A 25,678-nucleotide genomic window follows, 5' to 3' on the forward strand; every position below is an offset into this window, starting at 1 on the left:
TGGCAATTGGTTTACAGTAAGTGTAAGTGTTACAATACTATCGCAGCCGCCTGCCGAAACAAGTGTATCCATGTATTGCCCGCCTTGGGTAAGCTGTTGCCCGTTGAAGGTGTAGCTATCTCCGGCACATATTTCCGCGCTCGCGCTTCCTGTTACAAAACTGTTTACCGTTAAGTTCAACGTAACAAAACTATCGCAGCCTAAAACCGTTTGCAGGGTATCGAAATACTGACCTGCTTGTGTGAGTTGCTGACCATTGAAGGTGTAGGATTGTCCGTTACAGATTCCGGCATTCACGGTGGTTTCAATTTTGTTGAGTACGGTAAGGTTCAATGTAACTATTGAATCGCAACCTCCTGCTGTTTGTAACGTATCTTTGTAAGTGCCACTTTGTGTGAGAGTTTGCCCGGCAAAAGTATAGCTGCTGCCATTACATATGGTTTGTGCCATATTGCTTTGCAAAGGTGCACTGATGGCTACACTTACAACAACCGTAGTATCGGCTCCGCAAGTATTAGATACTATACAACGGTAGCTTCCCGAATGAGCAACATTTCCGGCAGCAATGCTATAAGTAGCAGTGTTGGCTCCATTGCCATTGAGGTTTACTCCACCTTTTTGCCACTTGTAAGTAAGGCCATTGCCACTAGCCGCCACCGATAAACTGAATGATTTACCGCTACACTGGTTTACGGCAGAAGGCTGCTGAGTAACATCGGGTTCAATACAAGGCTCAGGCAAAACTATTTTCGCCATAAAAACATCGTACGTATTAGAAGTTGCACTGAGTGTAGTGCCTATACCCGGAAACGACATTGGTGCGCTTTTAAATGAGCCAACCACGTATGTAGAAAAGCCCGATGTGCAAATGCTGTTCACATTATCTACATCGCCCCCTCCTGCTCTTTGAAACATATTCCAAGCACCGGTAGCGGGATTAACACGCCCAACAAAAATATCGTTGCTTCCTGCAGAAGTATAATTAGTTGCGTTAATAGTTGCCGTACCCACCAAGTTGCCGCACAACACTGGGGAGTTATCATTATCTAAAGTTACGTTGCTGTAGTAAACATTCACCGTTGAGGTATTGTAAACTACCGTATCAGCAGTAGGGTTATACTTAACAAACATAGAGCCGTTGGGAAAATTGCCACCCGTTAAACAGGTAACATAAATTTGATTGGTAGATTTATCTACTGCTAAACCGTTTAAAGAAGTGCCCACTGCGTATGTGAATATAGGTGATAAGTCAAATGCATTTCTTGCCCATATCATAGAGCCGTTTGAAGCGGAAATTTTTGCCAAAAAGCACCTTTTACCGCTCTGCGAGTTAGCAGAAATAATAGTGGTTCCCATTGGAGTTACGAAGCTTAAAGGAGCAGAACTACCTATCCATTCTCCTGCTGCTATTAAGTTTCCTTGCCCGTCCAATTCCATTCTATGGCAAGTGGTTTGTCCGGTAACGGTACCGAAGGCATCTAAGTTAATACCCCATTGATATGCTCCAGAGGAACTATATTTTACTATATAACCATCTTGATTAGCAATACTCAATTTAGATGTGGTGCTGTCGCCATTTGTAAGATAAGTTCCGGAACCCTGATGGCTTCTACCACCAATGTAAAAACTGCTTCCATCGGGCGTAACTTTAATAGCATCTGCAGTATTCATAGTAGAAGATGTTGAAGCATGGGAAAGTTTGTATGCCCACTCCCATTGCCAGCTATATTGCCCCACTTTGGCAAGCTTTGCCGCAAACATGACACGCGAGAAAGTGGAGGCATTTATAGTATCATCTCCAAAAACTACAATTCCATTTACATATCCGGTAACGTAAACATTCTGAGAGGTATCTACATCCATGGCAAAAACACCGCATTCGCCATAACCCGTTGGAGAAAATGGGGAATAAAATCCGCCAACGGTATCTTGAATAATAATAAAACCATTGTTTAATCCGCTTGCATTAGGAATGGTATATGGGCTAAAGGCAACCGAAGTAGAAGCAACTGTTGCACACGAAACTATTTTATCGTCCGATAGTTTTTTAATCACATAGCCGTAATCGTTGCTGGCGCCTCCGCCTTTTTTTGCCCAGTTCCAGTTGGTTTGTGCCTGAGCACAAAACATCCATAACAAGATGTTTGTAAGAAGTAATGTCTTTTTCATACGCAATTTAGATTTTGTTTGGTACAAACTTTGCGATGCAACACTCCTAAACAAACATTTCAATTCACGAACCCCCCATTTTGAGTTCATGAATGGCTATTACTTCTTTATTCTTATTTCATTTAGAATCGTTTCAAACTCCTTTTTGCGCTCTTTACTTACAGGCAGCGATATGCCGCTATCCATTTCGATATAACTTTCTAAACGATTGTACTTTGTAATAAAGTTCAAATTAATAAGGTGCGAACGGTGAATGCGGAAAAAGCTCTTGCGCTTATGTAATATATCTTCAAAAAACTTCAACTTTTTGCTTACCAAAAGTTTAGAGCCATCAGAAAGATAAATGTGTGTATATGCGCCTTCTGCTGCTAATTGAGTTATGCTAAATATTTCTAAAAACAAGAGACCATCGCTTACGGGAACTGCAATTTTGCAAAACTCATCGGTTTGGAAATTTTGTTGTAAAATTTCAAGCCGCTGTTTCATATTTTGATTGCTGAGGCGCTCGCTTACTTTCTCTATCGAAGATTTCAGCTTTGCTACTTGTACGGGTTTGAGCAGATAATCTACTGCGGAGTATTCAAATGCCTGTATGGCGTATTCGCTATAAGCCGTAACAAATACAATTTCAAAATTTACAGTATCAAAAAAATTAAGCAACTCAAAGCCGCTAAATTCCGGCATGTCAATATCTAAAAAAACAACATCGGGTTGGTGTTGTTTAATAGCCAAAACTGCCTTAGGCACATTGGCGCATTGCTCTACCACCGTTACTTGCGGGCAATGGGTAGTTAGCAACGTTATTAGCGAGCGTCTTGCCCTATCTTCATCATCTACAATTACTGCCTTCACACCTCTCTTTTTGGTATTTGCAAAACTACTTTTGTTCCTTGTTCCATATCCATTATATCTAATTGTACGCTTACGCCATAGTATTCTTTCAACAAATGCAATCTCTCGTTGGTGGCATTGGTAGCAAAGCTTTTATGTTTCCTGCGCTTTGCATTTATTGTAGCCGATGCCTGCCTGCCGATACCGTTGTCTTGTATGGTACAAACTAATGAATTTTCATTTAATGAAAAAGTTACTTCTAATTTTTTCTCTCCTTGTTTATGCAACAGCCCGTGCTTTAAAGCATTTTCCACAAACGGCTGTATAAGCATACTTGGAATAGAAAGTGTTTCGGGAAGAATATTACTTTCTACCTGTAAGCTATATTGAAGCTCATCGCCAAAACGTAACTTTTCTAAATCAAGATACAGTTGCAACATTTCTATTTCCTCTTCAAGCACAACAAATTCCATACCGGAGGCATCGAGTACTTTACGCGTTAGCTCACTAAACTTTCCAAGATACAACTGCGCTTTTTCGGTATCTTGTTGCAACACCAAATCTTGTATAGAATTAAGCGCATTGAACATAAAGTGCGGATTCATTTGGCTTTTTAGTGTGGTAAGCCGCGAGTTTGCCACTCGCTTTTCTAATGCACTCTGCTTTTGAATATCGCGAATGCGCCATGCAAAAACCGAAGATATAACTGCCGACAATGCTAATGCCAACAACAGATAGAACCACCATGCTTGCCAAAATGGTTTTAGAATTTCTATGCGCAATTGTGCCGGACTTTCACTTGCTATACCATCTTCGTTTACTGCAACAACTTCAAATAAATAATTACCGGCAGGCAATGACGGATAGCGGGCAAAACTACTGCCGGAAGAAGTTTCTATCCAATTTGAATCTAAGCCGAGTAAGCGATAACGATAAGTGAACTCGCCTAAACTGCGCAATGCAATTCCCTTGAACTGGATACTGATATTATTTTTTTTAAACGGTAATGTATATGCATTGCTCACTACAGTATCGCGATCGTGTATGGCAACTGAACCTATGTAAATTTTAGGTGCTATTTTATTGATAGAATTTAACTCTAAAGGAAACTGTATCAACCCTTTGGGCGTGGCAAGAAAAACCTTGTTGTTTACAAACTCTATATCTGAAATTTCGTTGCTTGGTAAGCCATCGAACTTGTTGAATGTTCTAAAGGTATTGTTGTGTGTGTTGTAACATACCAAATTGTTCTTACATACAATAAACAACCATTTATCGTGCGCATAAACGCCTCTAACCATTTCTATTGGCACACTAAAGGGGCTTTCTAACACAGATTTATATTGTCCGTTTTCGAAGCTCAATATTTTATCGGTAGAAGTACTTACCCAAACTATTCCATTAGCTGTTTGTGCAATGCCGTTAGCAAATACGGTTTCACCATTAATCTTAACTTTTTGCTCTCCGGCAGTATCGTAAATAAACAAGCCATCGCTATAGCAAACCCAAAAGCGATGAGGCTTTTCGCTAAATACAACATTGGCACGCTTTTGCCTGAGTTGCTTTAAAAAATCTACGCCTGCTCCTATTTTTACTATTGCCGCTGAGCCAACACTACCCATTAAAAACGTATCGCCACCGAGGCATTGCAGCGATTTTACATTACTCAATCCTGCAATAAAATTCGGCTGCATGGTTGTAGTGTTTACCTTCCATACTTTACTCTGTGCAACAAGCAATGTATTGTTGGAATGGTTGATACACATTGCTTGAACATCAACAGCCGGAGGCGGGAAAGCAATGCTGCTCGTTTTCCTAGTTTGAATATGAAAGCGAGAAACTCTGCCATTGTGGTAACCAATAAAAAGGTTGCCCTTATCATCTTTTTCTAACTTGCCTATGCGCGTATCCTCTAGTATAGAATTGCCATCGGTATAAACCTGAACCTCTAATGAAGGCACTACAAAAATTCCATCGTGCAATGTGCTAAACCAATAATTGCCTTCTTTATCAAGCAACACATCGCTAATGCTTTTATCGGCAAAAAATAACTGCCCGTCATACAACTTATTTAGTTCAGAATCGAAACACATAGCGCCACCGCTACCTCCAATCCACAACTTTCCATTGCCATCATCGCGCACACAAAAAATACGACCAATTCTTTCAGGAAGGTTCATTAACCACTTCAGCGAATCTTGCTCTACAACCCACAACGAATTTTTTTCACCTCGCGCCAGCACCAAACATTTTTCATTAAATGCCTGAAACTGCGAGTAACGCAACACATCTCCTTGTTCTTTACTTTGCTCTTCAAGATACAATGTTTGTACATTACCGTTTTCTATATAACCAATACGCGCGGGTGTACTGAAATATATTTTCTCTTTATTAACCAATACATCTGAAAATTCTACCCGTTTATCTTTTCCTTGCAGTATAGGAATAACTCGACCATTAAGGTGAATGCCGCTATCGCAGCTAATAACAATTTCATTCTTGGCATTGAATGAAAAGAATGGAAAGTTAGCACTCTGCTTTGTCCATTCATACTCTATTCTCAAAGAATCGCCCGTAACAGAAAATATTTGTCCGGTAAAGTTTTTACACCACAACCTCCCTCCACTTCCCATCATTAAACCAGATATTGATTTGCCATTTGAATGTGCATTTTTAAAAACAACAAAACTTCTGCCGTCATAGCTATAAAGCCCTGCACTTGTACCCATCCATATATAACCCGACTTATCTTGAAGTAAGTCATATACTTCGTTGCTTGGCAAGCCATCGTTGTCGCTTATTTGATAGAAATAGGGGGCTTGTGCAAAAACTGAGTGAGCCAACACAATAAGGCAGCAACAAAGAAAACGCATTGAGCAAAGAAAAAATAAAAATCCCACACCGTTTTACCGATGTGGGATTAAACAAAACTAGGGTATTGAAAAAACTACTGCTTCACAAAACTCTTTACAGCTGTGTTGCCATTAGTGGTGGTAAGGTGTATAAAGTAAGTTGATGCTGCCATTTTGCTCACATCTATCTGCGTCTGTTTGGCATCATTTAGTGCTTGGGTAAATACTTTTCTTCCAAACAAATCAACTATTGCTATGCTCAATAGCGCCTCTTCGCTTGATACTTGCAATACGGTAGTGGCAGGGTTTGGATATACTTCGCTTCTAAAGCTCGATACTTCTTTTATGCCCACGCCTGTTACCGTTACTACCGATGAATATGCCGAGCAGCCATTTACATCGGTTACTTCTACCGTATAGTTACCATTTTGATTTGCCGTATAGTTTTGGCTTGTTGCATTGCTAATGTCGGAGCCGTTGAACTGCCATTGGTACGATGCAAATACTTGCGTAGAAAGCACATTGCCATTTTGCGTAATGGTTGGTTGTGGCAACTGGTTTACAGTAAGTGTAAGTGTTACAATACTATCGCAGCCGCCCGATGATACAAGCGTATCTATGTATTGCCCACCTTGAGTAAGCTGCTGCCCGTTGAAGGTGTAGCTATCTCCGGCACATATTGATGCGCTTGCGCTTCCTGTTACAAAACTGTTTACCGTTAAGTTCAACGTAACAAAACTATCGCAGCCTAAAACCGTTTGCAGTGTATCGAAATACTGACCTGCTTGTGTGAGTTGCTGACCGTTGAAAGTGTAGGATTGTCCGTTACAGATTCCGGCATTCACTGTAGTTTCAATCTTATTGAATACGGTCAGGTTTAATGTAATAAAGCTATCGCAGCCCAAAACCGTTTGCAGGGTATCGAAATACTGACCTGCTTGTGTGAGTTGCTGACCGTTGAAGGTGTAAGACTGTCCGTTGCAAACTTGTGCAGAAACAGTGCTGCTCACTTTGTTTTGAACTGTAAGGTTTAATGTAACTATTGAATCGCAACCTCCGGCATTTGTCAAAGTATCGTAGTACACTCCACTTTGCGTAAGCTGCTGACCATTGAAAGTATAGCTATCGCCAAAGCAAATTGTTTCGCTAAACGAACCGCTGCTTGGTTGTAGTATTGTTACTGTTTTAGAAGCGCTGGCAGTACAGTTGGCTCCAATGCTAACTGTTACCGTATAAGTAGTAGTTGCTGTTGGCGAAACTGTGATGGCTGCATTAGTGCCTAAACCATTTGCCCACGTATAAGTGTTGCCGCCATTGGCTGTTAATGTTACACTTCCTCCGGCACAAACCGAAGTTGCTCCGCTAATGGTTGCCGTAGGTGCACTTTGAACGCTCACAGTTTGCGATGCTGTGGCTGTACATCCGCCTGCTCCGGTTACTGTAACCGTATAAGTAGTGGTTGCTGTTGGCGTGAAAGTTGCCTGTGCATTTGTTCCACCAGAATTGCTCCACGCATATGTTCCTCCACCGCTGGCTGTAAGGGTGGCATTCAATCCGCTACATATTGTTGTTGGTCCATTGATGCTCGCATTTACTGAGTTCACGGTTAGTGTTGAAGTAGCTGTAGCTGTACAATTAGCAGCATTAGTTACTGTAACTGTGTAAGTAGTGGTTGCTGTTGGTGAAACCGATTTGGTTGCGCCACTGCCCAAGCCATTGCTCCAGGCGTATGTGCCGCCTCCGCTGGCTGTTAATGTTTGCGATTGGCCATTGCATATAGCAGGGCTAGCCGGGGTGATACTTGCAGTAGGGTTTTGATTAACGGTTACTGCTCTTGATGCTGTAGCTGTACAACCATTAGTGGTAACAGTTACTGTGTACGTTGTGTTGGATGTTGGGCTAACTGTAGCAGATGCATTGTTGCCGCCACTATTACTCCATGCGTAAGTGCCTCCTCCACTGGCCGTAAGCGTTGCGCTTTGTCCGCTACAAATAGAAACGCTGGCAGGTGAAATGGTTACCGTTGGAGCTGGGTTTACGGTTATGGTAATAGGTACTCTTATCGAGCTACAGCCAGTTATATTAGATACTACAGCCACATAGAAAGTAGTATCAGCAGTTAATGCTTGGGTGGCAAAACTTCCACCTGTACCTAAAGGTGATCCACCTGAGGCTACATTGTACCATTTAATACTGGCATTTGCTACTCCACTAGTTGCTGTAAGTGTGGTAGCTTGTCCTGCACAACGGGTACGGTTGGCTGTAGGAGTTGTATTTGTAGGGCTGTTTGGTGCTCCGTTTACTTGCACTTGAATTGCGGTTCGTGGAGATATACAATTTCCCCTCTTTGCACTTACATAAAATGTAGTAACGTTCTGCAATACAGGTGTAGCGTATGGGCTACCGGTAGCAAGTAAATTTCCTCCGGTTGGGGAGTCAAACCATTGTATGGTATCTGTACCGCTCACTGTAAGCGTTGTGTTTTGCCCTTGGCAAACAGTAAGATTAGCCGAAGGTGTAGTGTTTGTTGGCGAAGCCGGTGTAGTATCTACTGTAACCGTAATAGGCGTAAATGCCGAACCACATCCATTGTTCATGTCCACATGCCTTACATAAAATGTTGAGGTAGATTGGAGGCTGCTTGCCGGCACACTGAGGGACACTCCAACAGAATAAGGAGATACTGCCGATGGCGATGCCCACCATGAAGTGCTGATGCCTGACGATGGCTGCTGAACAGATAAGGTGGTGCCACTACCTTGACAAACCCTCAGGTTAGCTGCCGGTGTATTACTCACCGGTGCTGCAGGAGCCTGCATAACAGCAACCGCTATGGCAGTTCGTGATGATGCGCAAGAGCCATTGCCACTTTGCACATAGTAAGTTGTGTTTGCAGTTAAACCGGGTGTATTAAATGTATCACCGGATGCCAATTGGTTACCGCCTGTTGGCGCATCAAACCAATACAGAGTACCGCTACCCGAAGCACTTAATGTGGTAGAACTGCCCGAACATACGGTTAGGTAAGCCGATGAAGTGGTATTAGTGGGAGTGGTGGGGGTTGATACATTTACGGTTAAGGTTAATGCCGGATTTGAGCTGCAACCATTTTCAACCGCAAATACATCATAAGATGTAGTTTGGGTTAATGCCGGAGTGGTGTATGAATTTGTATTACTTAAAACAGATGGAAAGCCCACCGTTGGATACCATTCTATTGCAGGTGCATTAGTAGTTGCTGAAAGCGTAGTGGTGCTTCCTGAGCAGATATTCAAATTAGCTGAAGGTGTTGTACTTGTTGGTGCTGCCGGACGTTTTTTTACTGTAATGGTAAACATTGTTCTTGCAGAAGCACCACAGGGCGTTGTGCGCTCAGCATAATAATTCAAAGTGTAAGAGGCATTGGGAGAAGGGTTGGCAAAGGATGGTGTAGTAAAATTATTACCTGTACCTAATGCTGTACCGCCTGTCGGAACGTTATACCAGGAAACAGTGCCGGGACCCGCAGCAACCTGTAATACCGTAAAGTTATTACTACCATCAATGTAACAGTAATTTACGCTGCTGTTTACAGCCGTTGGTGCCGGATTGGTTACTGTAACTGCCACCTGTGTTCTTGCAGAGTTACAACCTCCGGAACTTGCCTGTACATAATAGCTGGTATTTGTAGTGAGTGCAGGTGTAGTAAAGCTGCCTCCATTCCCAACTAAATTCCCGGAAGTAGGAGCATCAAACCAAAGTAAATTAGAACCCGTAGCTGTTAATGTTGCTGTAGCTCCGCAAATGATATTTTGATTGGCATTAGTAGTCGTATTTACAGGCGCAGCCGGGGTAGGATTTACTGTTATAGTTTGTCCAAATCGTGCAGTACAGGTAGATGTTTGAGCATAGTAAACTGCATTGTTTGTAAGCACAGGTGTGGTAAATGAATTTCCTGTAGCTACCGCAGTACCTCCTGTCGATACTTCATACCATGTGATGTTGTTACCTATCGCGGAGAGTGTAGTAGTTTGTCCATTACAGACACCTGTATTTGCAAGCGGAGTAGTATTGGTTGGGCCGCTGCAAGCATTAAACACTGAAGTAACTTCTTGGTCGGTTAATGCGCGGTCGTAAAAGAACAAATCATCCATTTTGAAATTGTTCGCAAGGGAACCCGCAGCATATACTCCTATATAAGAGGCCGTATTGCTCATTGTGTATAGCCCAAAGTTTGCAGAACTAACATTAACACCGTTCACATAAAGTTTAATCTGAGTGCCGGTGTAAACCACTGCCACATGCGTCCAGTTACCCGTGTAAGTGGTATTATAAGAAATAGGTGTTAGCTGACCGATAGGTGTTGACCCTGTGCCAGATACAACAACAAGTCTGGGGCTGGGTGAAGTTAAGTAATAAACACCATAGTAAGCCGCAGCATCTCCGTATGCAAACAATGCATGATTTACATTGCTATTACTTTGATACCAAAAAGCAAATGAACGTGGTGCTGCAGATGCAGAAGGAAGGTTTGGAATTCCTGCCGATGTAAAATGTCCATTTGCCGCAGCCACATTGTGCGCACGTTTAGTATTTCCAAATCTGTCGTTTACATAACTTCCGGTACCACCCGCTAATGTGTGAGAACCTACACTATTAGTTAGCGTACTATCAAAACGATAATAATGCAACAGACCGTTGCTTGGCGCCTGTGCTTTGGTTAGCAAAGTTGATAATACAAAAAGTGCAGAAAAAAACTTTTTCATACGCATTGAATTTTTATTTCAACCGCAATAATCTATCTCTCTGCATAAAGCATGAAATGCGTTTTACGAAACCCCCTTTTTATTTTACGAAATCGGTTTTTAGGTTTACCGGGAGGGTAAATGCCGTTGGAAAATCAAATTATATCAAACAAAAAAATCCCACACCGTTTTACCGATGTGGGATTAAACAAAACTAGGGTATTGAAAAAACTACTGCTTTACAAAACTCTTTACAGCTGTGTTGCCATTAGTAGTGGTAAGGTGTATAAAGTAAGTTGATGCTGCCATTTTGCTCACATCTATCTGTGTCTGTTTGGCTTCGTTTACTGCTTGGGTAAATACTTTTCTTCCAAACAAATCAACTATTGCTATGCTCAACAGTGCCTCTTCGCTTGATACTTGCAATACGGTAGTGGCAGGGTTTGGATATACTTTCACCAAGCTTTGCATGGCTTCGTCTATGCCTACACCTATCGCTTTGCAAACATATTCACTGCGATTGTGGTTAGCGAAATAATTGCCTGTGGCATTCCAAATGTTTTTTGACTCCGATGCTACTCTTTTTCCATCATTGTTATATTCATTCAGATTGCCCCAACTTGGCACCCAGGCAGATGTTGTTGCATTCCAAGTTTCTGCCACGGAGGTTAACAAGTGGTTGTTGGCGTTGTATGTATATGTTACTCTGTTTACATTGCTCAATGTGTCGGCACTTCCTTGTCTTAATTCATACTTTTCAGTGAGTTTATCGCCATTGGCATTGTAGGTGTAAGTCCATCTGCGGTAAGGTCTCCACAAGCCATTACCTGCCGAGCTGGAGTCCTGTTCAAAAATCTCTAATGGTCTGTTACCGGCATCTAATGTTTTTGTTGATAAGAAATTGGAAGTTACAACACCTGAGGCGTTTACCATAAGGGATCTGTAGGTAAGCATTTCATTGCTTGCGTTATAGGTGTATAAACGAACAGTATGAGAAATGTATGCACCTGCTACAGAATTCCAGGTTTGCATAGAGTCAATGGTTGACTTTCCGGCAGCATTAGGCGTGTATAGCGTTCTCGATGATTTATCGAAGGAACTCGTGCCCGCATTCCAATACAAACCTTCCGATGCAGTTTGGAAACCTTGTGCATTGAACGTTGCCACTTGCATAAATGAGCCTATCCATGCATTAGTATTTACATCCCAATTGAATTGAGCATAGCTGGTTTCTCTTCCTGCTGCATCAAAGGTTCTTTCTTCTTTGAAGCCATTCACCCAAGCACTTGCGGCAGTATCCCAGTTCTGCGCTACATATAACAAAAGGAGCGTGTCTGCCTGATAAGTTCTGTTACTTTGACTTTTATTGCGCCAGGCACCGTTATTCCAAACCGAGGTGATGTAATTGGTTTCTCTATTTTTAGCGTTAAATGTTCTCGTATATTTTTTTACATTTTCTAACACACCGGATTGGTTTTTCTCCTGGTAGTAATATTCTGTCCAAAGATTATTTGACCCAAAAGTGTATACTTCCTTGTAATCAGGCTTCCATGCGGCTGTAGCAGAATCCCACAAAGAAACGAGATACTCCGAGTAGCTTCCTGATGGCTGGTGGATTACAAATTCATCTTTCCTGCTATTCACATAGCTGCCATTTTTAAACACTTGCTCGATGCTTGACCTAATGGCACCATCGCCTCCGTTAACTTCGGGGCCGAAATAGATTATTCTGGAAACAGGTGTTTGGGTGGTGCTGCCATCTACAAATATTGAGTTATACACAGTGTCGTGCGGGCAATTTTCTTGAGCAAATACAACTCCGGTTATTGCCAAACCAAGTAATGAAGTGAGTAATTGTTTTTTCATAAATATTTTTTTGTGCGCTGCAATGTTCTTGTAAACGCACGAAAAAGAAACATGCGTTTTACGAAACCCCCTTTTTATTTTACGAAATCGGTTTTTAGGTTTACCGGGAGGGTAAATGCCGTTGGAGAATCAAATTATATAAAACAAAAAAATCCTGCCCTCAGCAAAGAAGGCAGGATTAAAACAAAACTCAATACAATGAAAAACTATTACTGCTTAACGAACGTTTTTGTAATGGTTTTACCTGTGGTGGTGGTAAAGCGAATAAAGTAAGTTGACTGATGCAGTTGGCTAACATCCATTTGCAGTTGTGTGCTTTCAACTTTTGGTTGATTAACCACTGTTCTTCCTGTTAGATCACTCACCGTCACCTTTGCAATCAATTCGCTTGATTCAATGGTCAAAACATTGAGAGCCGGATTGGGGTATAGGTTAAGTGCAAATCCATCTTGGTTTAAATCGGCAATTGAACTTTGCGTGCCTCCAAAAATCTGCGCCACTTCGGCAGCAGAAAGGGCTCGGTTATACAATAAGATTTCATCCAGAAACAGGTCGCGACTATAAACATTTTTGCCAAAAAAAATCTGTGCGGAAGATGTGCTCAAGCCGCTAACTGCAGCACTGTCAACTATGGCTCCATCAATGTATAGTTTCAATTGGGCTCCATCATAAGTAGCAGCATAGTGGTGCCACAGCGTGTCTATATTATTCACAGTTGCATCAACGTCACCTCCAACACCCCACGTAAACAGCGTTACTTTATTAGTAGCCGGCTTTACATCCAATCCAAAGGCTTTTTTATTAGCTTCCTCTCCGGTAAAAAACAAGCGATGAGTGGAGGCTAATGTGTTTATTTTTGCCCACAATGCAAATGTTCTTGCAGTGTTTTGATAACCATACTGTACTGTAGTTTCTAAGCTTGTAGCAGCAGGACCCTTAATCCAAATTCCGCTAGGTGGCACCTGATTGCAGAAAGCAGAGTCGGGAGAACTTTTTGTTCTTGCATGATATGCAGCATTTAAGTTTCCGCTTCTATCGGCTACAAAGTTCAGTGTATCAGCATGTCTGATAACAGCAATGTTTGTTCCGGAACTGTTTTGGCAAGTATGAAAGCCTTCATGTCTTAGTGCCGGACGAGCGGCAATGTCATTCTGAAGATTTCCATTTAGTTTCCAATGGTCTGTTAATCCCGTTGTTGGAATTTGCGAAACTGCAATGGTACTTAATGCAATGGCAGGAAGTAGTAAAAGTTTTTTCATGATTAAAAGTTTTTTAATTGCCGGCAAACATGCCATACAGAGAGAAGAAATTTCTATCCACTTTACGAAACCCCCTTTTTATTTTACGAAATACCTTTATGAGTTAATGGTGCTACTCTTCTACCACCAAAATCATTAACTCCACAGTAGTACCCAGCGCTTCGCCTTGCTCCGATATTTTATCAATATAATGTACGCTAACCGCATCTTTACTCCCGCGGTTGAGCGCTTCTAATCTTTTTTCGTTTGCATGTGTGGCAAACGATTGGTGTTTCTTGCTTTTGATTTTGTTCAACTCCTGCGAGCGTACTCTGCCTATGCCGTTATCGTCAATGGTTACTTTCAAAAATGTTTGTTTCAACTCAAACATACACTTAACCATTCGATTGCCCCGCTTGTGCAGCAAACCGTGTTTTATCGCATTCTCTATATACGGTTGTATTATCATGGCAGGAATATGTATTACCAAAGGATTTACCTCGCCACTTACTTCTATGCTAAATTCCAACTCATCGTCAAACCTTGTTTTTTCTAATTCAAGATACAGCAAAATAGCATCTATTTCTTCCTGCAAACTCACCGATTTCTTATTGCTCATTTCTAAAATGGTTCGTGTAAGCTGCGAAAATTTACCGAGGTAATTTGTGGCGTTGGCTTTGTCGTTTAGGTATATAAAAGATTGAATGGTATTAAGTGCATTGAAGATAAAATGCGGATTCATTTGTGCTTTTACCGAAGCCAATATGCTTTCGCGCAACTTGCCTTCCAGCTCCATTTTTTGCTTTTCAAGTGCATTTTGCTTTTGTATTAAATGCAAACGATAGCGATAGAGCAAATATGCCGTGCCGGCCACCAACAGTAGCGATAAAGCATAAAACCACCATGTTTTCCAAAATGGCGGACGAATGGTAAATGCTATTGTTTCCACTTCAGAATCGCCCCTGCCCGCTGCCGTTGCCTTTAGCTGCACACTGTATTTGCCCGGTTCCAGCGATAGTAAATTTAGTTCCCGCAAGCTATTCTCTGCCATTTTCCATGGCTTATCGTTTATTTTGTAATAAACATTTACTTCTTCCTGCTTGCCGTAATATGGTATGCTAAAAACTACTTTCAGATTGTTGAAAGTATGTTGCAGTTTATTTTCTCTGTTTCTATTCAACTTTTCCTCGTTGGCACTAAACTGTGTTACGAATAAACGAAGCTTAGAATTGCCTGAAACAAGATGCTGTATAGCTACTGCCGTAATACCAATATCGGTAGCCAATACCAGTTGATTATTAACAATACGAAAGTCGTTTATTTCATAGCCCTGGGTTAATTCAAACAAATGTGTGTGTTGCAAAGCATCATCTACTTTATACATATTTTTACCCGAAGCAATCCAAATACCTGACGAGTGAACTTTTATTTGCTGTACGGCATTCGCCTCAGATGCGGGCAGCACATCGTGTGCACTTAGCACTTTGCCTTTCTTTAAAATATAAACAGTAGCATCAGATATGGCAAACAGGGTATCGTTGCGCAGCGCAATGTCATCGGCATAAAGCGGCTTTTGGTTGTATTCTATTTTGTGCCAACCCTTTTCGTTTGCTTGTAGCAATCCAATTGTGGTGGCAGCATATAGCTCTTTTTCCACGCTGTCGCACACCATACTATGTATGCGAACATTGCCTTGGTTTATAGTGTAGCGATCGTACACTTGCCAATTGCCAACAATAAAACGCGTTACCATATTGGCGGTATCTACGCTGTGTTCTCTTCTGCTTAAAAATGAAATATTGCCGGTTCTGGCTAAGGCGTACACCTGTTTTGATAGTGGAACAATTTCTTTTACAGCCAACCGAAATTCAATCGGCTTTTCTCCTTTTTCGCATATTGTAAACACATCGCCTCCCACCAATAGTGTTTGGTTATCGGGTTTATACAACGCTGTTATTGTTTGCCTGCTGCCGCTTATATGTACCGTATCTACTGTGGAGTTTTGAGTCCACTTATATACGTTCCCCGCCTGTGTGCCATATAATACACCACTGCCATCGGGTAACGAAAAAAGGGTTTGCGCCCTTTCGGTGGTTGTGGCAGTTACACAATTAAAACATCCAAATCTATAAATGCCATTATCTACTGTGCTTGCCCATATTGCACCGTCTAAATCGCGTATTACACCCGATAAACTATTATGCTCCAATAAGGGTTGCTTTATTGGCAACTGGCGCAAGTTTTTATTAAGTACATATAAACCATTATTGGTAGAAATAAAAAGTAGTGTATCGTTTACCACATCTACCGATTGAATAAAAACAGGTGGCAAATCAATATCCAATTGCTCAAACTGCGGGAAAAAACTATATGCTGTTTTTATCTTGAGGCTTCGTGGAAAAACCAACATCTTCCCTGCAAATTCAGTAAAGAAAAATACAGTTTCGCCATGCAGCGAAAAAGGTATGTTTTTTATCGGTTGACTGCTTTCAACATCATACAACTTTATAGAATCAAATACGAATACGCTTTCCTTATACTCAAACAAACCCAAGAGTTGGTTATCGTACTTCAAAATTTCCTTTTTAGAACCAAACGAATACAACTCATTGTACCCAATTTGGTAAGCAATACCACTTTTGCCTTCTTGCACGGGAGAAAAATCTCCTGCTAAGGGCATCTTTTCGTCTGCATACAAACTATCGTTATGCAAATAGTAGTGCCCTCCCGAAAAACTTTGGCAGCGGAGTACTCCTTTCGTATCTATACGCAAATCGCTTACCGAACTGCCATTAATTTCTTTATTGCTAAATATCTTGTAATGCAGCCCATCAAAACGTATCAATCCCTTCTCTGAACCAAGCCATATATATCCATTTTTATCTTGCAGCATACTATAAACTTCGCTGCATGGTAAGCCTTCCTGTACATAGATATTCTCTGCCAACGGCTCCTGCGCAATACTCCGCAACATCACAAAAAGCAGCAAGAGGAATATAATCGGTTTCAAGCGCTCAAACTTAATAACTCATATACCAATAAATCGAATACTCGTAAAAAATACTTAGGGTTTTGTAAAATACTTTCCCGCTTTTGGCAAAAGCATTGCACTATTGCTGCATGAATGCGGTAATAATTGATGATGAGCGCAAAGCTCGGCAGTTGCTTACAGCTATGTTGCAGGAACATTGCACTCAAGTAAACGTGCTTGCTGAATGCGAAGATTTGCCTTCCGGTATTAAAGCCATTAAACGCGAAAAACCGGATTTGGTATTTTTAGACATTGAAATGCCCGGACATAGCGGACTTGAACTGCTGGATTTCTTTAATGAAGACGAAGTAAACTTCGACATCATATTTACCACAGCTTATAGCGAGTATGCCATAAGAGCATTTAAAATGAGTGCCATTGATTATTTGCTAAAACCCATACAACCGCAAGAATTGATAGATGCCGTAGATAAAGCAGAAAAAAAGCAGGAACAATTTACAGCACTGCAATTGCTGCGCAGCAACCTTTCGGGCAAATCGAAAAAAATTGTGCTTAATCAATCGAAAGGTATTGAGTTTATTGATGCCAATGATATTGCTTTTATGAAAGGGAATGGGGCTTACACCGAAATACACCGCAAAGAAGGTGGGTTTGCTTTAGCCAGTAAAAACCTAAAGTATTTTGAAGACTTACTCAGCGACCAACCGCATTTTTTCCGCACCCAAAGATCATTTATTGTAAACACAAAGCATGTAAACAATATTCAGCGCGATGAGGGCAGTTTTAATATCATTTTTGGCACACATACTATTGCTGTTGCTCCCGATAAAATAAATGCACTAATAGACTTATTGCAGTAGGAATTTTTTCTAATGCAAAGAGCGAGTCTGTTTAAGCTTTGTAGCTATCAGTTTTATCTTAAAAGAATAACTTTATGGGCACTATAAAGCAGCGTACTCAGTGCTAATTTCAAACGCTATTCCGTTTCAATTTTCACTTCGCTTACTCGGTTGTTTTCTACTTTTATTACTGTAATTTTTAGTGTTTTGTAGGCTGCGGTTTCGCCACTTGCCGGAATTCTGCCCAATATTTCCAAAACCAAGCCGCCTGCTGTTTCGGCTTCGCCTTTTACTTCATCAAAAAAGTCTTCGTTCAACTCCAATGCTGCGGTAATATCCGTTATCCAAGTTTTGCCCTCCATTACAAACACACCTTCGGCAATTTTCCTGATGGAGCTTTCGGGATCGGCTTCATCAAATTCATCTTTTATGTCGCCCACTACTTCTTCTACAATGTCTTCTAAAGTTACAATTCCTTTGGTTCCGCCAAATTCATCAACCACTACAGCAAGGTGTTTTCTATTTTCTTGAATTTCGCGTAGCAAATCGTCTATATGCTTTGTTTCCGGCACAAACAAAGGTTCTCGCAACAATTTTTGCCACCCAAAATCTGCGCTTTGGTTTAAATGCTCCAACAGATCTTTTATATAAAGCACCCCCACCACATTGTCCATAGATTCATGATAAACAGGCATGCGTGAATATCCTTTATCTTTTACCTGCTCTATCATTTCTTTAAAGTTGAGCGCATCATCTATGGCGGCAATTTCCATGCGTGGCCGCATTACTTGCTTTACGGTAATATTGCCCAGTTGCACCACGCCTTTTAGTATGCGTGCATCTTCTTTAGATTCAGTAGTATTTTCATTTTCAACTGTAATTTCAATGGCCTTGTTTATTTCTTCTATGTCTATTTCGGCATTGTGTTTTTTCAAACGCTTTTCTAATACTTGAGTAGAGCCAATTAGCAGCCAGTTAATGGGGCGGTAAACTTTTAATAAAAAAATGAATAGCGGTGCGGTAAAGCGCACTATGGCAAATTTATTGTAGGTGGCATAAACCTTTGGTGTGGCTTCGCCAAAAAGCACCAGAATAAAAGTTACTACTACTATATTGAATAAAAACTCCAATGCCCCTCCCGAAATGGTAAACAAGCCTATTTGCACATCGCTAAAATTGAGCACCTGCTTGGTAATAAAATACGAAAGCACCACCACTCCAATATTTACCAAGTTATTACTTATTAAAATGGTTGAAAGTAAATAGCGTGGTTGCCCCATAAGCTGCGCCACACGGTTTTCGTTTTTGTTATCGCTGTTGCGCAAACTGTCGAGTTCTGGTTTGGTAAGCGAAAAAAACGCCACTTCCGATGCCGACATCAATGCCGAAATGGAAACTAAAATCAGTATAACAATATTCTCAAAAAGAACATCTGCCGATAATAACTTAGCAGCAGCTCCCGATAAAATTGTGAGTAGTAAGAAGGGCGGGGGATAACTGTCTCCGTCCAATGTGCTTGGTGTTTAGTTAATCAATGTTGAGGTAAATTAAAACGGTAAATCATCGTCTTGTGCTGCAGCAGTATTGGTACTTTCGTACGAAGTAGATGCTGCCACACTTTGGTTAGGCGTATTGTTACCATAATTACCGTCCTCCTTCTTGTCGAGCATTTGGAAATTATCGGCAATTACTTCTGTAATATATCGCTTTTGTCCATCTTTTTCGTATTCGCGTGTTCTAATTTTTCCTTCTACATAAACGCGCATTCCTTTTCTAAGATACTTTTCTGCTACCTCGGCTTGGCGTGCAAATGGAATTCTAATATTGTGCCAGTCTGTAATAGTTTGCAAATTACCTTCTTTATCGCGATAGCGCTCACTAGTTGCCAACGAAAATTCGGCAATGGCGTTTGTTTCTGAAAAGCGTTTTAAAACGGGGTCTTTTCCTAAATTTCCTACGAGGATAACTTTATTAACCATAGTCTTTAGATTTTAAATGTGAGTAATTAGAACTCTAAGTTACACCAATTTTCTGCAAGTGCAAAGCTATGGTTTTTGGGAAAGCGTATTTGCCAATTTCATTTAAAGGAATACGAAGAAATTTTTTGCCAAACACACGTTCAACCTCTGTATTCCATTGTAGTGTGGCAAAATGCAATACCAATTGCTGGTGTGTAAGGGTTTGCTTATAGGTTTGAATCTCGCCTTGCAAGGCTATTGCTTTAATGCCCCAATATGCTGCAATTATTTGCTGAACGGCACTGCTGTTAAGCACGGGCAATTCTATAAGCGGTGGCTGAAATAAGTGCTTCCAAATATCGCTATCGGTGCGTTGCTCCAAAAAAATATGATTGTCGTTGGTGGCAATTACAAAAAGCATTTCACGCTTTTTCTTTACCATCTTTTTTACCCGTACAGGAAGCAATGTAGTGTGCTTATGGCGCAATGCCCAACATTTTTCGGCAAGTGCACAATTGGCGCAGGCAGGCTGGTGTGGCGTGCAAATTACAGCGCCAAAATCCATAATAGCCTGGTTGTATGCTGCAATGTGTTTAGTACTGGCAAGCTGCTGTGCCAATAATGCAAATTCCTTTTTTCCCTCTGTGGTATCAAATGGAGTGGCAATACCAAAAAACCTCGAAAGTATTCTTATTACATTTCCATCTACCACAGCTACCGGCTCATGAAATGCAAAAGAAGCAATGGCAGCTGCGGTATAGCTTCCCACACCTCTCAACGCTTGCAATGCCGCATACGAAGCAGGAAACTTTCCATTCATTTCTTGTGCTACTTTCTTTGCGGTGTGGTGCATGTTTCGCGCACGAGAATAGTATCCTAACCCTTGCCATAATTTCATTACCTCTGCCTCGCTGGCTGCTGCCAAATCAAACACTGTTGGAAACTGTGCAATCAACCTTTGGTAATATGGTAAGCCTTGCTCTACACGGGTTTGCTGTAAGATAATTTCGCTCAACCAAATGCAATATGGATCTCGCACACCTTTCCACGGCATAGTGCGTGTGTTTTCGGTTTGGTTCCAATGCAGCAGTGCTTCGGTAAAAAACAACTGCTTTTGAGTTAATGCCATTTTGCTAATACATTACTTATTTCAGGAATTACAAAATAATACCATCGGTTTTTGTACTTTTTACTTGCTCTATAGTACTTTTTAAATGCAAAAAAATTTAAGTTTTGTAGTTCCCATTATTATACTTCATATTCGGGGGGCAGAATAGGCAAGAGGTTTTAATAACTAAAAAAAAACTATTATGAGAAAAGCTGACATTGTTAGCAGAGTGGCTGAGCAAACTGGAGTGCCTAAGGTAGATGTGCTGGTTGCACTCGAAGCATTTTTTAAAGAGGTAAAGAGTTCTTTAAAAAGCGGTGAAAATGTGTATGTGCGCGGATTTGGAAGTTTTATATTGAAAAAACGTGCAAAAAAAATCGGTAGAAACATTAAGAAAAATGTTGCCGTAGAAATACCCGAACATTACATTCCTTCGTTTAAACCTGCAAAGGTTTTCGCAGAGCAAATTAAGAAGGGAACTAAGCTAAAATAGCAGCAGCTATTTCCATTTATTAGCTATACCCAGCGTTTGGTGTGCTTCTTCTACTTTCTTATCTATTTTTCCGGTAAGGATGTGCCAAAACATTACAAAGTCTGAACCTAAACTGTATAGCGGATAAATAAAGGTTGCAGGTTTGTTTTTTTCAAAAATAAAATGACCAACCCAAGCAAAACCATATCCGCAAAATGGCAATATAAAAAGCAGCCAACCTTTGTTTAATACAAAAGCGCCAACAAAGCAGCTAATTACCAATGCCGTGCCTATAAAATGTAGCGTACGATTCACTGGTCGTGCATGCTCTGTAAGATAATACGGGTAAAATTCTGCAAACGATTTGTATTCTTTTATTGCTGCCATGCTGCTAAGATAATGAATTTGAAATTTTAAAATACTTACCAATAACGGCAAGGCGGCAATCGTGTTTTAATAAATTTATTGCTCTACTAATTTTATTTACATTAGTTCTATGAAATCAACACTACTTGCATTATTAACCATTGTTGCATCTATTGCTTTTGCACAAAATCAAGTACCTCAAATTTCGGGAGTAACTACCTCCTTTAGCGGTACGGTTGTAACCTTCAACTATACGCTGAGCGATGCAGAAAACGATGCCAGCGAAATTCATTTCTTAGTTTCAAACGATAATGGCAATACGTTTGTGGCAAAAGCCGGAAGTGTAAGTGGCGATGTTGGTTTTCCTGTTCAACCCGGCAGCAAACAAATTTTTTGGGATACCGATACTATTGCCGATTTAAGCAACTATGCCTTTAAAATTGTAGCAGACGATAGGCAGGTACCTTCTATTCAATCTATTGTAGATGCCGTAGATAGCAACCTGCTGCACAATAGTTTGCAATTTGTAGTTGGCACACGCCATTACTTAGCCAATCCTACAAAATTAGAAGCAGTAAAAGACTCTATCGAAAATTTTTACAAGGCACATGGTTTAGTTACATACCGCCAAGATTTTCCTCGCGCAAATTACTTAGGGCAAAATATTATTGGCACCAAAGCAGGCTTAGCCAGCGAAGACAGCACCTATATTATTGATGCGCATTTCGATTCTGTAGATGATGCTCCGGGAGCAGACGACAATGGCTCCGGTGTAGTTGGCGTATGGGAAGCACTACGCGTATTAGCTCCTTACAACTTTAAGAAAACAATAAAGTTTATTGGCTTTGATTTTGAAGAAAATGTTGGCTCCACTGCCACTTGGGGAAGCCTCCAATACACACTCTCACAAATTCCTGCATGGGAAAAAATACTGGGTGTTGCCAATTTTGAAATGATTGGCTACTACAATAATACCGCCAATTCGCAGCAAGTTCCTGCAGGTTTCAACTTGCTTTTTCCTAACCAATACAATCAAGTAGCACAAGATAGTTTTAGAGGAAATTTTATTACCAATGCAGGCGATGCTTCTTCCGATGCATTTGTAAAAATTTACGATTCGCTCAGCAAACAATATGTTCCCGATTTAAAAATTCTTTCGTTCACACTTCCCGGAAACGGAACAATTTCGCCCGATTTTAGACGCAGCGACCATCAGCACTTTTGGGATTTAGATATTCCTGCACTTATGATTACCGATGGGGCTAATTTTAGAAACAGCAACTACCATACTCCAACCGATGATATTTCTACCATCAATTTTACCTTTATGAGCAGGGTTGTAAAAGCAACCGTTGCCACCATCGCCACACTCGCAGGTTTGCAGCACAGTTCTGTTTACCAAAGTTCTGTACTCACCAATGGTATCCCACAAAGCAATATCAATTGTGCTATTGGTGTATTGCCCAATCCTGCAAAGGTTAAATTTATGCTCAATGCCGGAGACTGCTTTACTTCTAATTTTACCTTCTCGCTTTACAATGTGGCAGGAAAATTAGTGCAGCAATTGCAGCCCAAAACAGCACAGTTTAATGTAGAAGTAGCACACCTTGCTAAAGGTGTTTATTTTGGTGTGTTTGAAGAAGGCTCAAATAGAGTGGTGAAGAAATTAGAGATAGCAAGATAACATACTTGCTGCCTTCGTTACTTTTGTAGGTCAATTATTACATTCGCTGCATGAAGCATTGCTTAGCTTTTTTATTGCTGTGGTGCAGCGTGTTGCACAATATTGTTGCCAACGATTTGCGCAGCGATACCATTGATATCCGCTCCTATTTTCTAAAATTAAACCTCACCGATTTTACCACTAAAACATTACATGCCGAAGCTGAAATAGACATTAAATCTCTTCAAAACAATGTAAACAGTATTCGCTTAGATCTATTGCGGCTTACTGTAGATTCTATAAAATTTAATGGTGTTGCCACTACTTTTTCGTACAACGATACGCTGCTGCATATTCATTTCCCCGTTTCGCTTCAAAAAAACAATGCCGCCATTCTACAAGTATATTATCATGGAAAACCCATACAAATGAATGGCGATTTTGGAGGCTTTTACTGGACCAATCTCTATGCCTTCAATATTGGCGTAAGCTTTCAAGAAGACCCACACAGTTACGGGCGTGTATGGTTTCCCTGCTTCGATAATTTTAAACAACGCAGCTTATTTGAGTTTGAAATTACAACCAAAAATATACACAGAGCTTTTTGTAACGGCATACTGCAAAGCGAAATCAGCAATGGCTCTAATAAAATATGGACATGGAAATTAAACCAAGCGATTCCCGCATATTTGGCAAGTGTAACCGTTAGCCAATACGAAGTATTATACGATAGTGTTCAGGGTTTAAATGGCACCATACCCATTCAACTTGCAGCTCGTGCAAACGATACCGCCAAAGTAAAGCAACTGTTTACCAACCTGCCCAATGCACTTCATATTTACGAAGGCCTCTTTGGCGCTTATCTTTGGGATAGAATTGGTTATTGCATTGTACCATTCAATGCCGGAGCCATGGAGCACGCTACCAATATTAGTTTTATGCAGTATTACTTAACTGCACTAGCCTCCGATTGCGAAGAAACTATGGCACACGAACTTTCACACCATTGGTTTGGCAACTTAGTTACTTGCAGCACCGCATCAGATATGTGGCTAAACGAAGGTTGGGCGCGCTATTGCGAAAAACTCTTCTTAGAAGAACTTTATGGCGATTCTGTTTACCAAACCAGCATGCGCACCTTACACGAAGATGTGCTGCACCGCACACATATTCGCGATGGCGATTACTTTCCGGTGAGTGGGGTGCCCTCGCTGCAAACTTACGGCTCCACCGTTTACGATAAAGGTGCCGATATGATTCATACATTGCGATGGTATTTGGGCAACTCCGATTTTAAATACTGCATAAAAGAATACATCAACCAGTTTAAATGGCAGAATGTAAATACTGCACAAATGCGCGATTTTCTATCGCAATGCAGCGGCAAAGATTTAACCAACTACTTCACCAACTGGATTTATACCAAAGGCTTTACCCATTTTAGTATAGAAAACTTACAGAAAGAAACCGAAACTGTTGGTACTCAAACTCGCACCAGATTAAAATTCACCATTAGGCAGAAACTAAATAATGCACCCAACTATTTTACCAATGTGCCTGTAAAGGTTTCCTATTTTACTTCTAATAGCAGCAATGAATACTTTACCGAAACCATTTGGGTAAGCGAATCTTGTACCAACCACGTTTCTGCCTATGCAGATACTGCAAAAGATATTACCATGGTTGCGCTTGATTTTGATGAAAACCTGCAAGACGCCATTTCAGATTTTTGGTTTGAAATTAAAGATACCGGCAACTATGATTTTAATGTAGCCCGTGCACAACTCAATGTGCATCACGTAAACACCGAAACACTTGTGCGAATTGAACACAATTGGATAAGACCCGAACCCATGAAAACCAAAATTCCCGGCTTGCATTTAAGCAATAGGCGCTATTGGACCATAGATGGAACATGGGCAGAAACCTCCACCACTTCTACACTTGAGGCTACTGCTATCTTTCCCTACGATGGCACCGATGCCGGATTAGACCAATCCTTTTTTTCCGCTTCAGAGGATAGCTTGGTAGTAATGTATCGCCCCAATAGCCAAAGCGAATGGCAACTTGCAGATTCTTTCTCCATCAACATAAAAAGCCTTGCAAGCGATAAAAAAGGCGAAGCAGTGGTGTATAATTTACGCAAAGGACAATACTGCTTAGCTATCTGGAACAACGCCCTCACCGATACCACTACTGCCGATGCAGCGTGTATTTTTACATCTATACAACATGTGCAACCCATTGCCGATTTTAAACTATACCCCAATCCGGCAAGCACTTTAATTGAATTACAAATGGAGCCTGCCACTTTTAGCAGATTAAATATTGTAGATATAACCGGGCGCATACTAGTTGAGCAACCCATCAAGCAACAAGAAAGTGTGTTATATATTGCTACCCAATCGCTGGCAAAAGGCATGTACTTTGTAGTGTTAGATAATATAAATGGAACTAAAAGTGTAAAAAGCCTCTTACTTAGATAGTATATTTAAGCCATTGGCATTACCCTTCATGGATAATTTTCTTGGGTATTGCCGAAGGCGGGAAATTTTAGCACAAAGGAAAGAAAGTTGAACCTCGAAGCCGTTCAGCCCCGC

At 40.9% G+C, this 25,678-nt stretch carries 15 protein-coding genes; 4 read left to right on the forward strand and 11 right to left on the reverse strand.

Annotated elements, in window-relative coordinates; genetic code table 11:
- The 7 genes from KF872_08410 to KF872_08440 form a co-directional block, all read right to left on the reverse strand.
- A partial coding sequence (locus KF872_08410) for an immunoglobulin domain-containing protein (GenBank protein MBX2903568.1) occupies positions 1–2,169 on the reverse strand: 2,169 nt, incomplete at its 3' end.
- A gap of 99 nt (positions 2,170–2,268) precedes the next feature.
- The gene (locus KF872_08415; GenBank protein ID MBX2903569.1) at positions 2,269–3,021 is read right to left on the reverse strand and encodes a response regulator transcription factor; all 753 of its coding nucleotides are present in this window, start codon (positions 3,019–3,021) and stop codon (positions 2,269–2,271) included.
- Entirely contained in the window at positions 3,018–5,873 is a 2,856-nt protein-coding gene (locus KF872_08420) for a histidine kinase (protein MBX2903570.1), read from the reverse strand. Before KF872_08420 ends, KF872_08415 begins: the two co-directional genes overlap by 4 nt.
- Before the next feature lie 74 nt (positions 5,874–5,947).
- The gene (locus tag KF872_08425) at positions 5,948–10,597 is read right to left on the reverse strand and encodes a T9SS type A sorting domain-containing protein (protein ID MBX2903571.1); all 4,650 of its coding nucleotides are present in this window, start codon (positions 10,595–10,597) and stop codon (positions 5,948–5,950) included.
- 210 nt (positions 10,598–10,807) lie between these two features.
- Complete coding sequence (locus KF872_08430; GenBank protein ID MBX2903572.1) at positions 10,808–12,442, reverse strand: T9SS type A sorting domain-containing protein; 1,635 nt, start codon at positions 12,440–12,442, stop codon at positions 10,808–10,810.
- 209 nt (positions 12,443–12,651) lie between these two features.
- Complete coding sequence (locus KF872_08435) at positions 12,652–13,701, reverse strand: T9SS type A sorting domain-containing protein (GenBank protein ID MBX2903573.1); 1,050 nt, start codon at positions 13,699–13,701, stop codon at positions 12,652–12,654.
- Between the two features lie 112 nt (positions 13,702–13,813).
- Positions 13,814–16,654 carry a histidine kinase gene (locus KF872_08440; protein MBX2903574.1) on the reverse strand — a complete coding sequence of 947 codons (2,841 nt, stop codon included), beginning with the start codon at positions 16,652–16,654 and terminating at the stop codon, positions 13,814–13,816.
- Between the two features lie 146 nt (positions 16,655–16,800).
- Here KF872_08440 and KF872_08445 point away from each other — a divergent pair, with 146 nt between their 5' ends.
- Entirely contained in the window at positions 16,801–17,532 is a 732-nt protein-coding gene (locus KF872_08445; GenBank protein ID MBX2903575.1) for a response regulator transcription factor, read from the forward strand.
- 116 nt (positions 17,533–17,648) lie between these two features.
- Here KF872_08445 and gldE read toward each other — a convergent pair whose 3' ends face one another.
- Genes gldE through mutY form a run of 3 tightly spaced genes read right to left on the reverse strand, consistent with a single transcriptional unit; the run spans position 17,649 to position 20,598 of the window.
- Complete coding sequence (gene gldE / locus KF872_08450; GenBank protein ID MBX2903576.1) at positions 17,649–19,022, reverse strand: gliding motility-associated protein GldE; 1,374 nt, start codon at positions 19,020–19,022, stop codon at positions 17,649–17,651.
- A 36-nt stretch (positions 19,023–19,058) separates the two neighbouring features.
- Positions 19,059–19,490, reverse strand: a complete 432-nt coding sequence (locus KF872_08455) for a single-stranded DNA-binding protein (protein MBX2903577.1) — start codon at positions 19,488–19,490, stop codon at positions 19,059–19,061.
- Between the two features lie 34 nt (positions 19,491–19,524).
- Positions 19,525–20,598 (reverse strand): A/G-specific adenine glycosylase, encoded by a 1,074-nt coding sequence (mutY, locus tag KF872_08460; GenBank protein MBX2903578.1) that lies wholly within the window; start codon positions 20,596–20,598, stop codon positions 19,525–19,527.
- A 181-nt stretch (positions 20,599–20,779) separates the two neighbouring features.
- Here mutY and KF872_08465 point away from each other — a divergent pair, with 181 nt between their 5' ends.
- The gene (locus tag KF872_08465) at positions 20,780–21,070 is read left to right on the forward strand and encodes an integration host factor subunit beta (protein ID MBX2903579.1); all 291 of its coding nucleotides are present in this window, start codon (positions 20,780–20,782) and stop codon (positions 21,068–21,070) included.
- A gap of 6 nt (positions 21,071–21,076) precedes the next feature.
- On the opposite strand, the gene KF872_08470 is transcribed toward KF872_08465, so the two are convergent.
- Positions 21,077–21,436 (reverse strand): DUF962 domain-containing protein, encoded by a 360-nt coding sequence (locus tag KF872_08470; protein ID MBX2903580.1) that lies wholly within the window; start codon positions 21,434–21,436, stop codon positions 21,077–21,079.
- Between the two features lie 109 nt (positions 21,437–21,545).
- On the opposite strand from KF872_08470, the gene KF872_08475 reads away from it, so the two are divergent.
- On the forward strand, positions 21,546–23,099 hold the full coding sequence (locus tag KF872_08475; protein ID MBX2903581.1) for a M28 family peptidase: 1,554 nt from the start codon (positions 21,546–21,548) through the stop codon (positions 23,097–23,099).
- Between the two features lie 50 nt (positions 23,100–23,149).
- Positions 23,150–25,564 carry a T9SS type A sorting domain-containing protein gene (locus KF872_08480; GenBank protein MBX2903582.1) on the forward strand — a complete coding sequence of 805 codons (2,415 nt, stop codon included), beginning with the start codon at positions 23,150–23,152 and terminating at the stop codon, positions 25,562–25,564.
- The last annotated feature ends 114 nt before the right edge of the window (positions 25,565–25,678 follow it).

Source organism: Chitinophagales bacterium (genome assembly GCA_019638515.1).
Taxonomy (GTDB): domain Bacteria; phylum Bacteroidota; class Bacteroidia; order Chitinophagales; family LD1; genus UBA7692.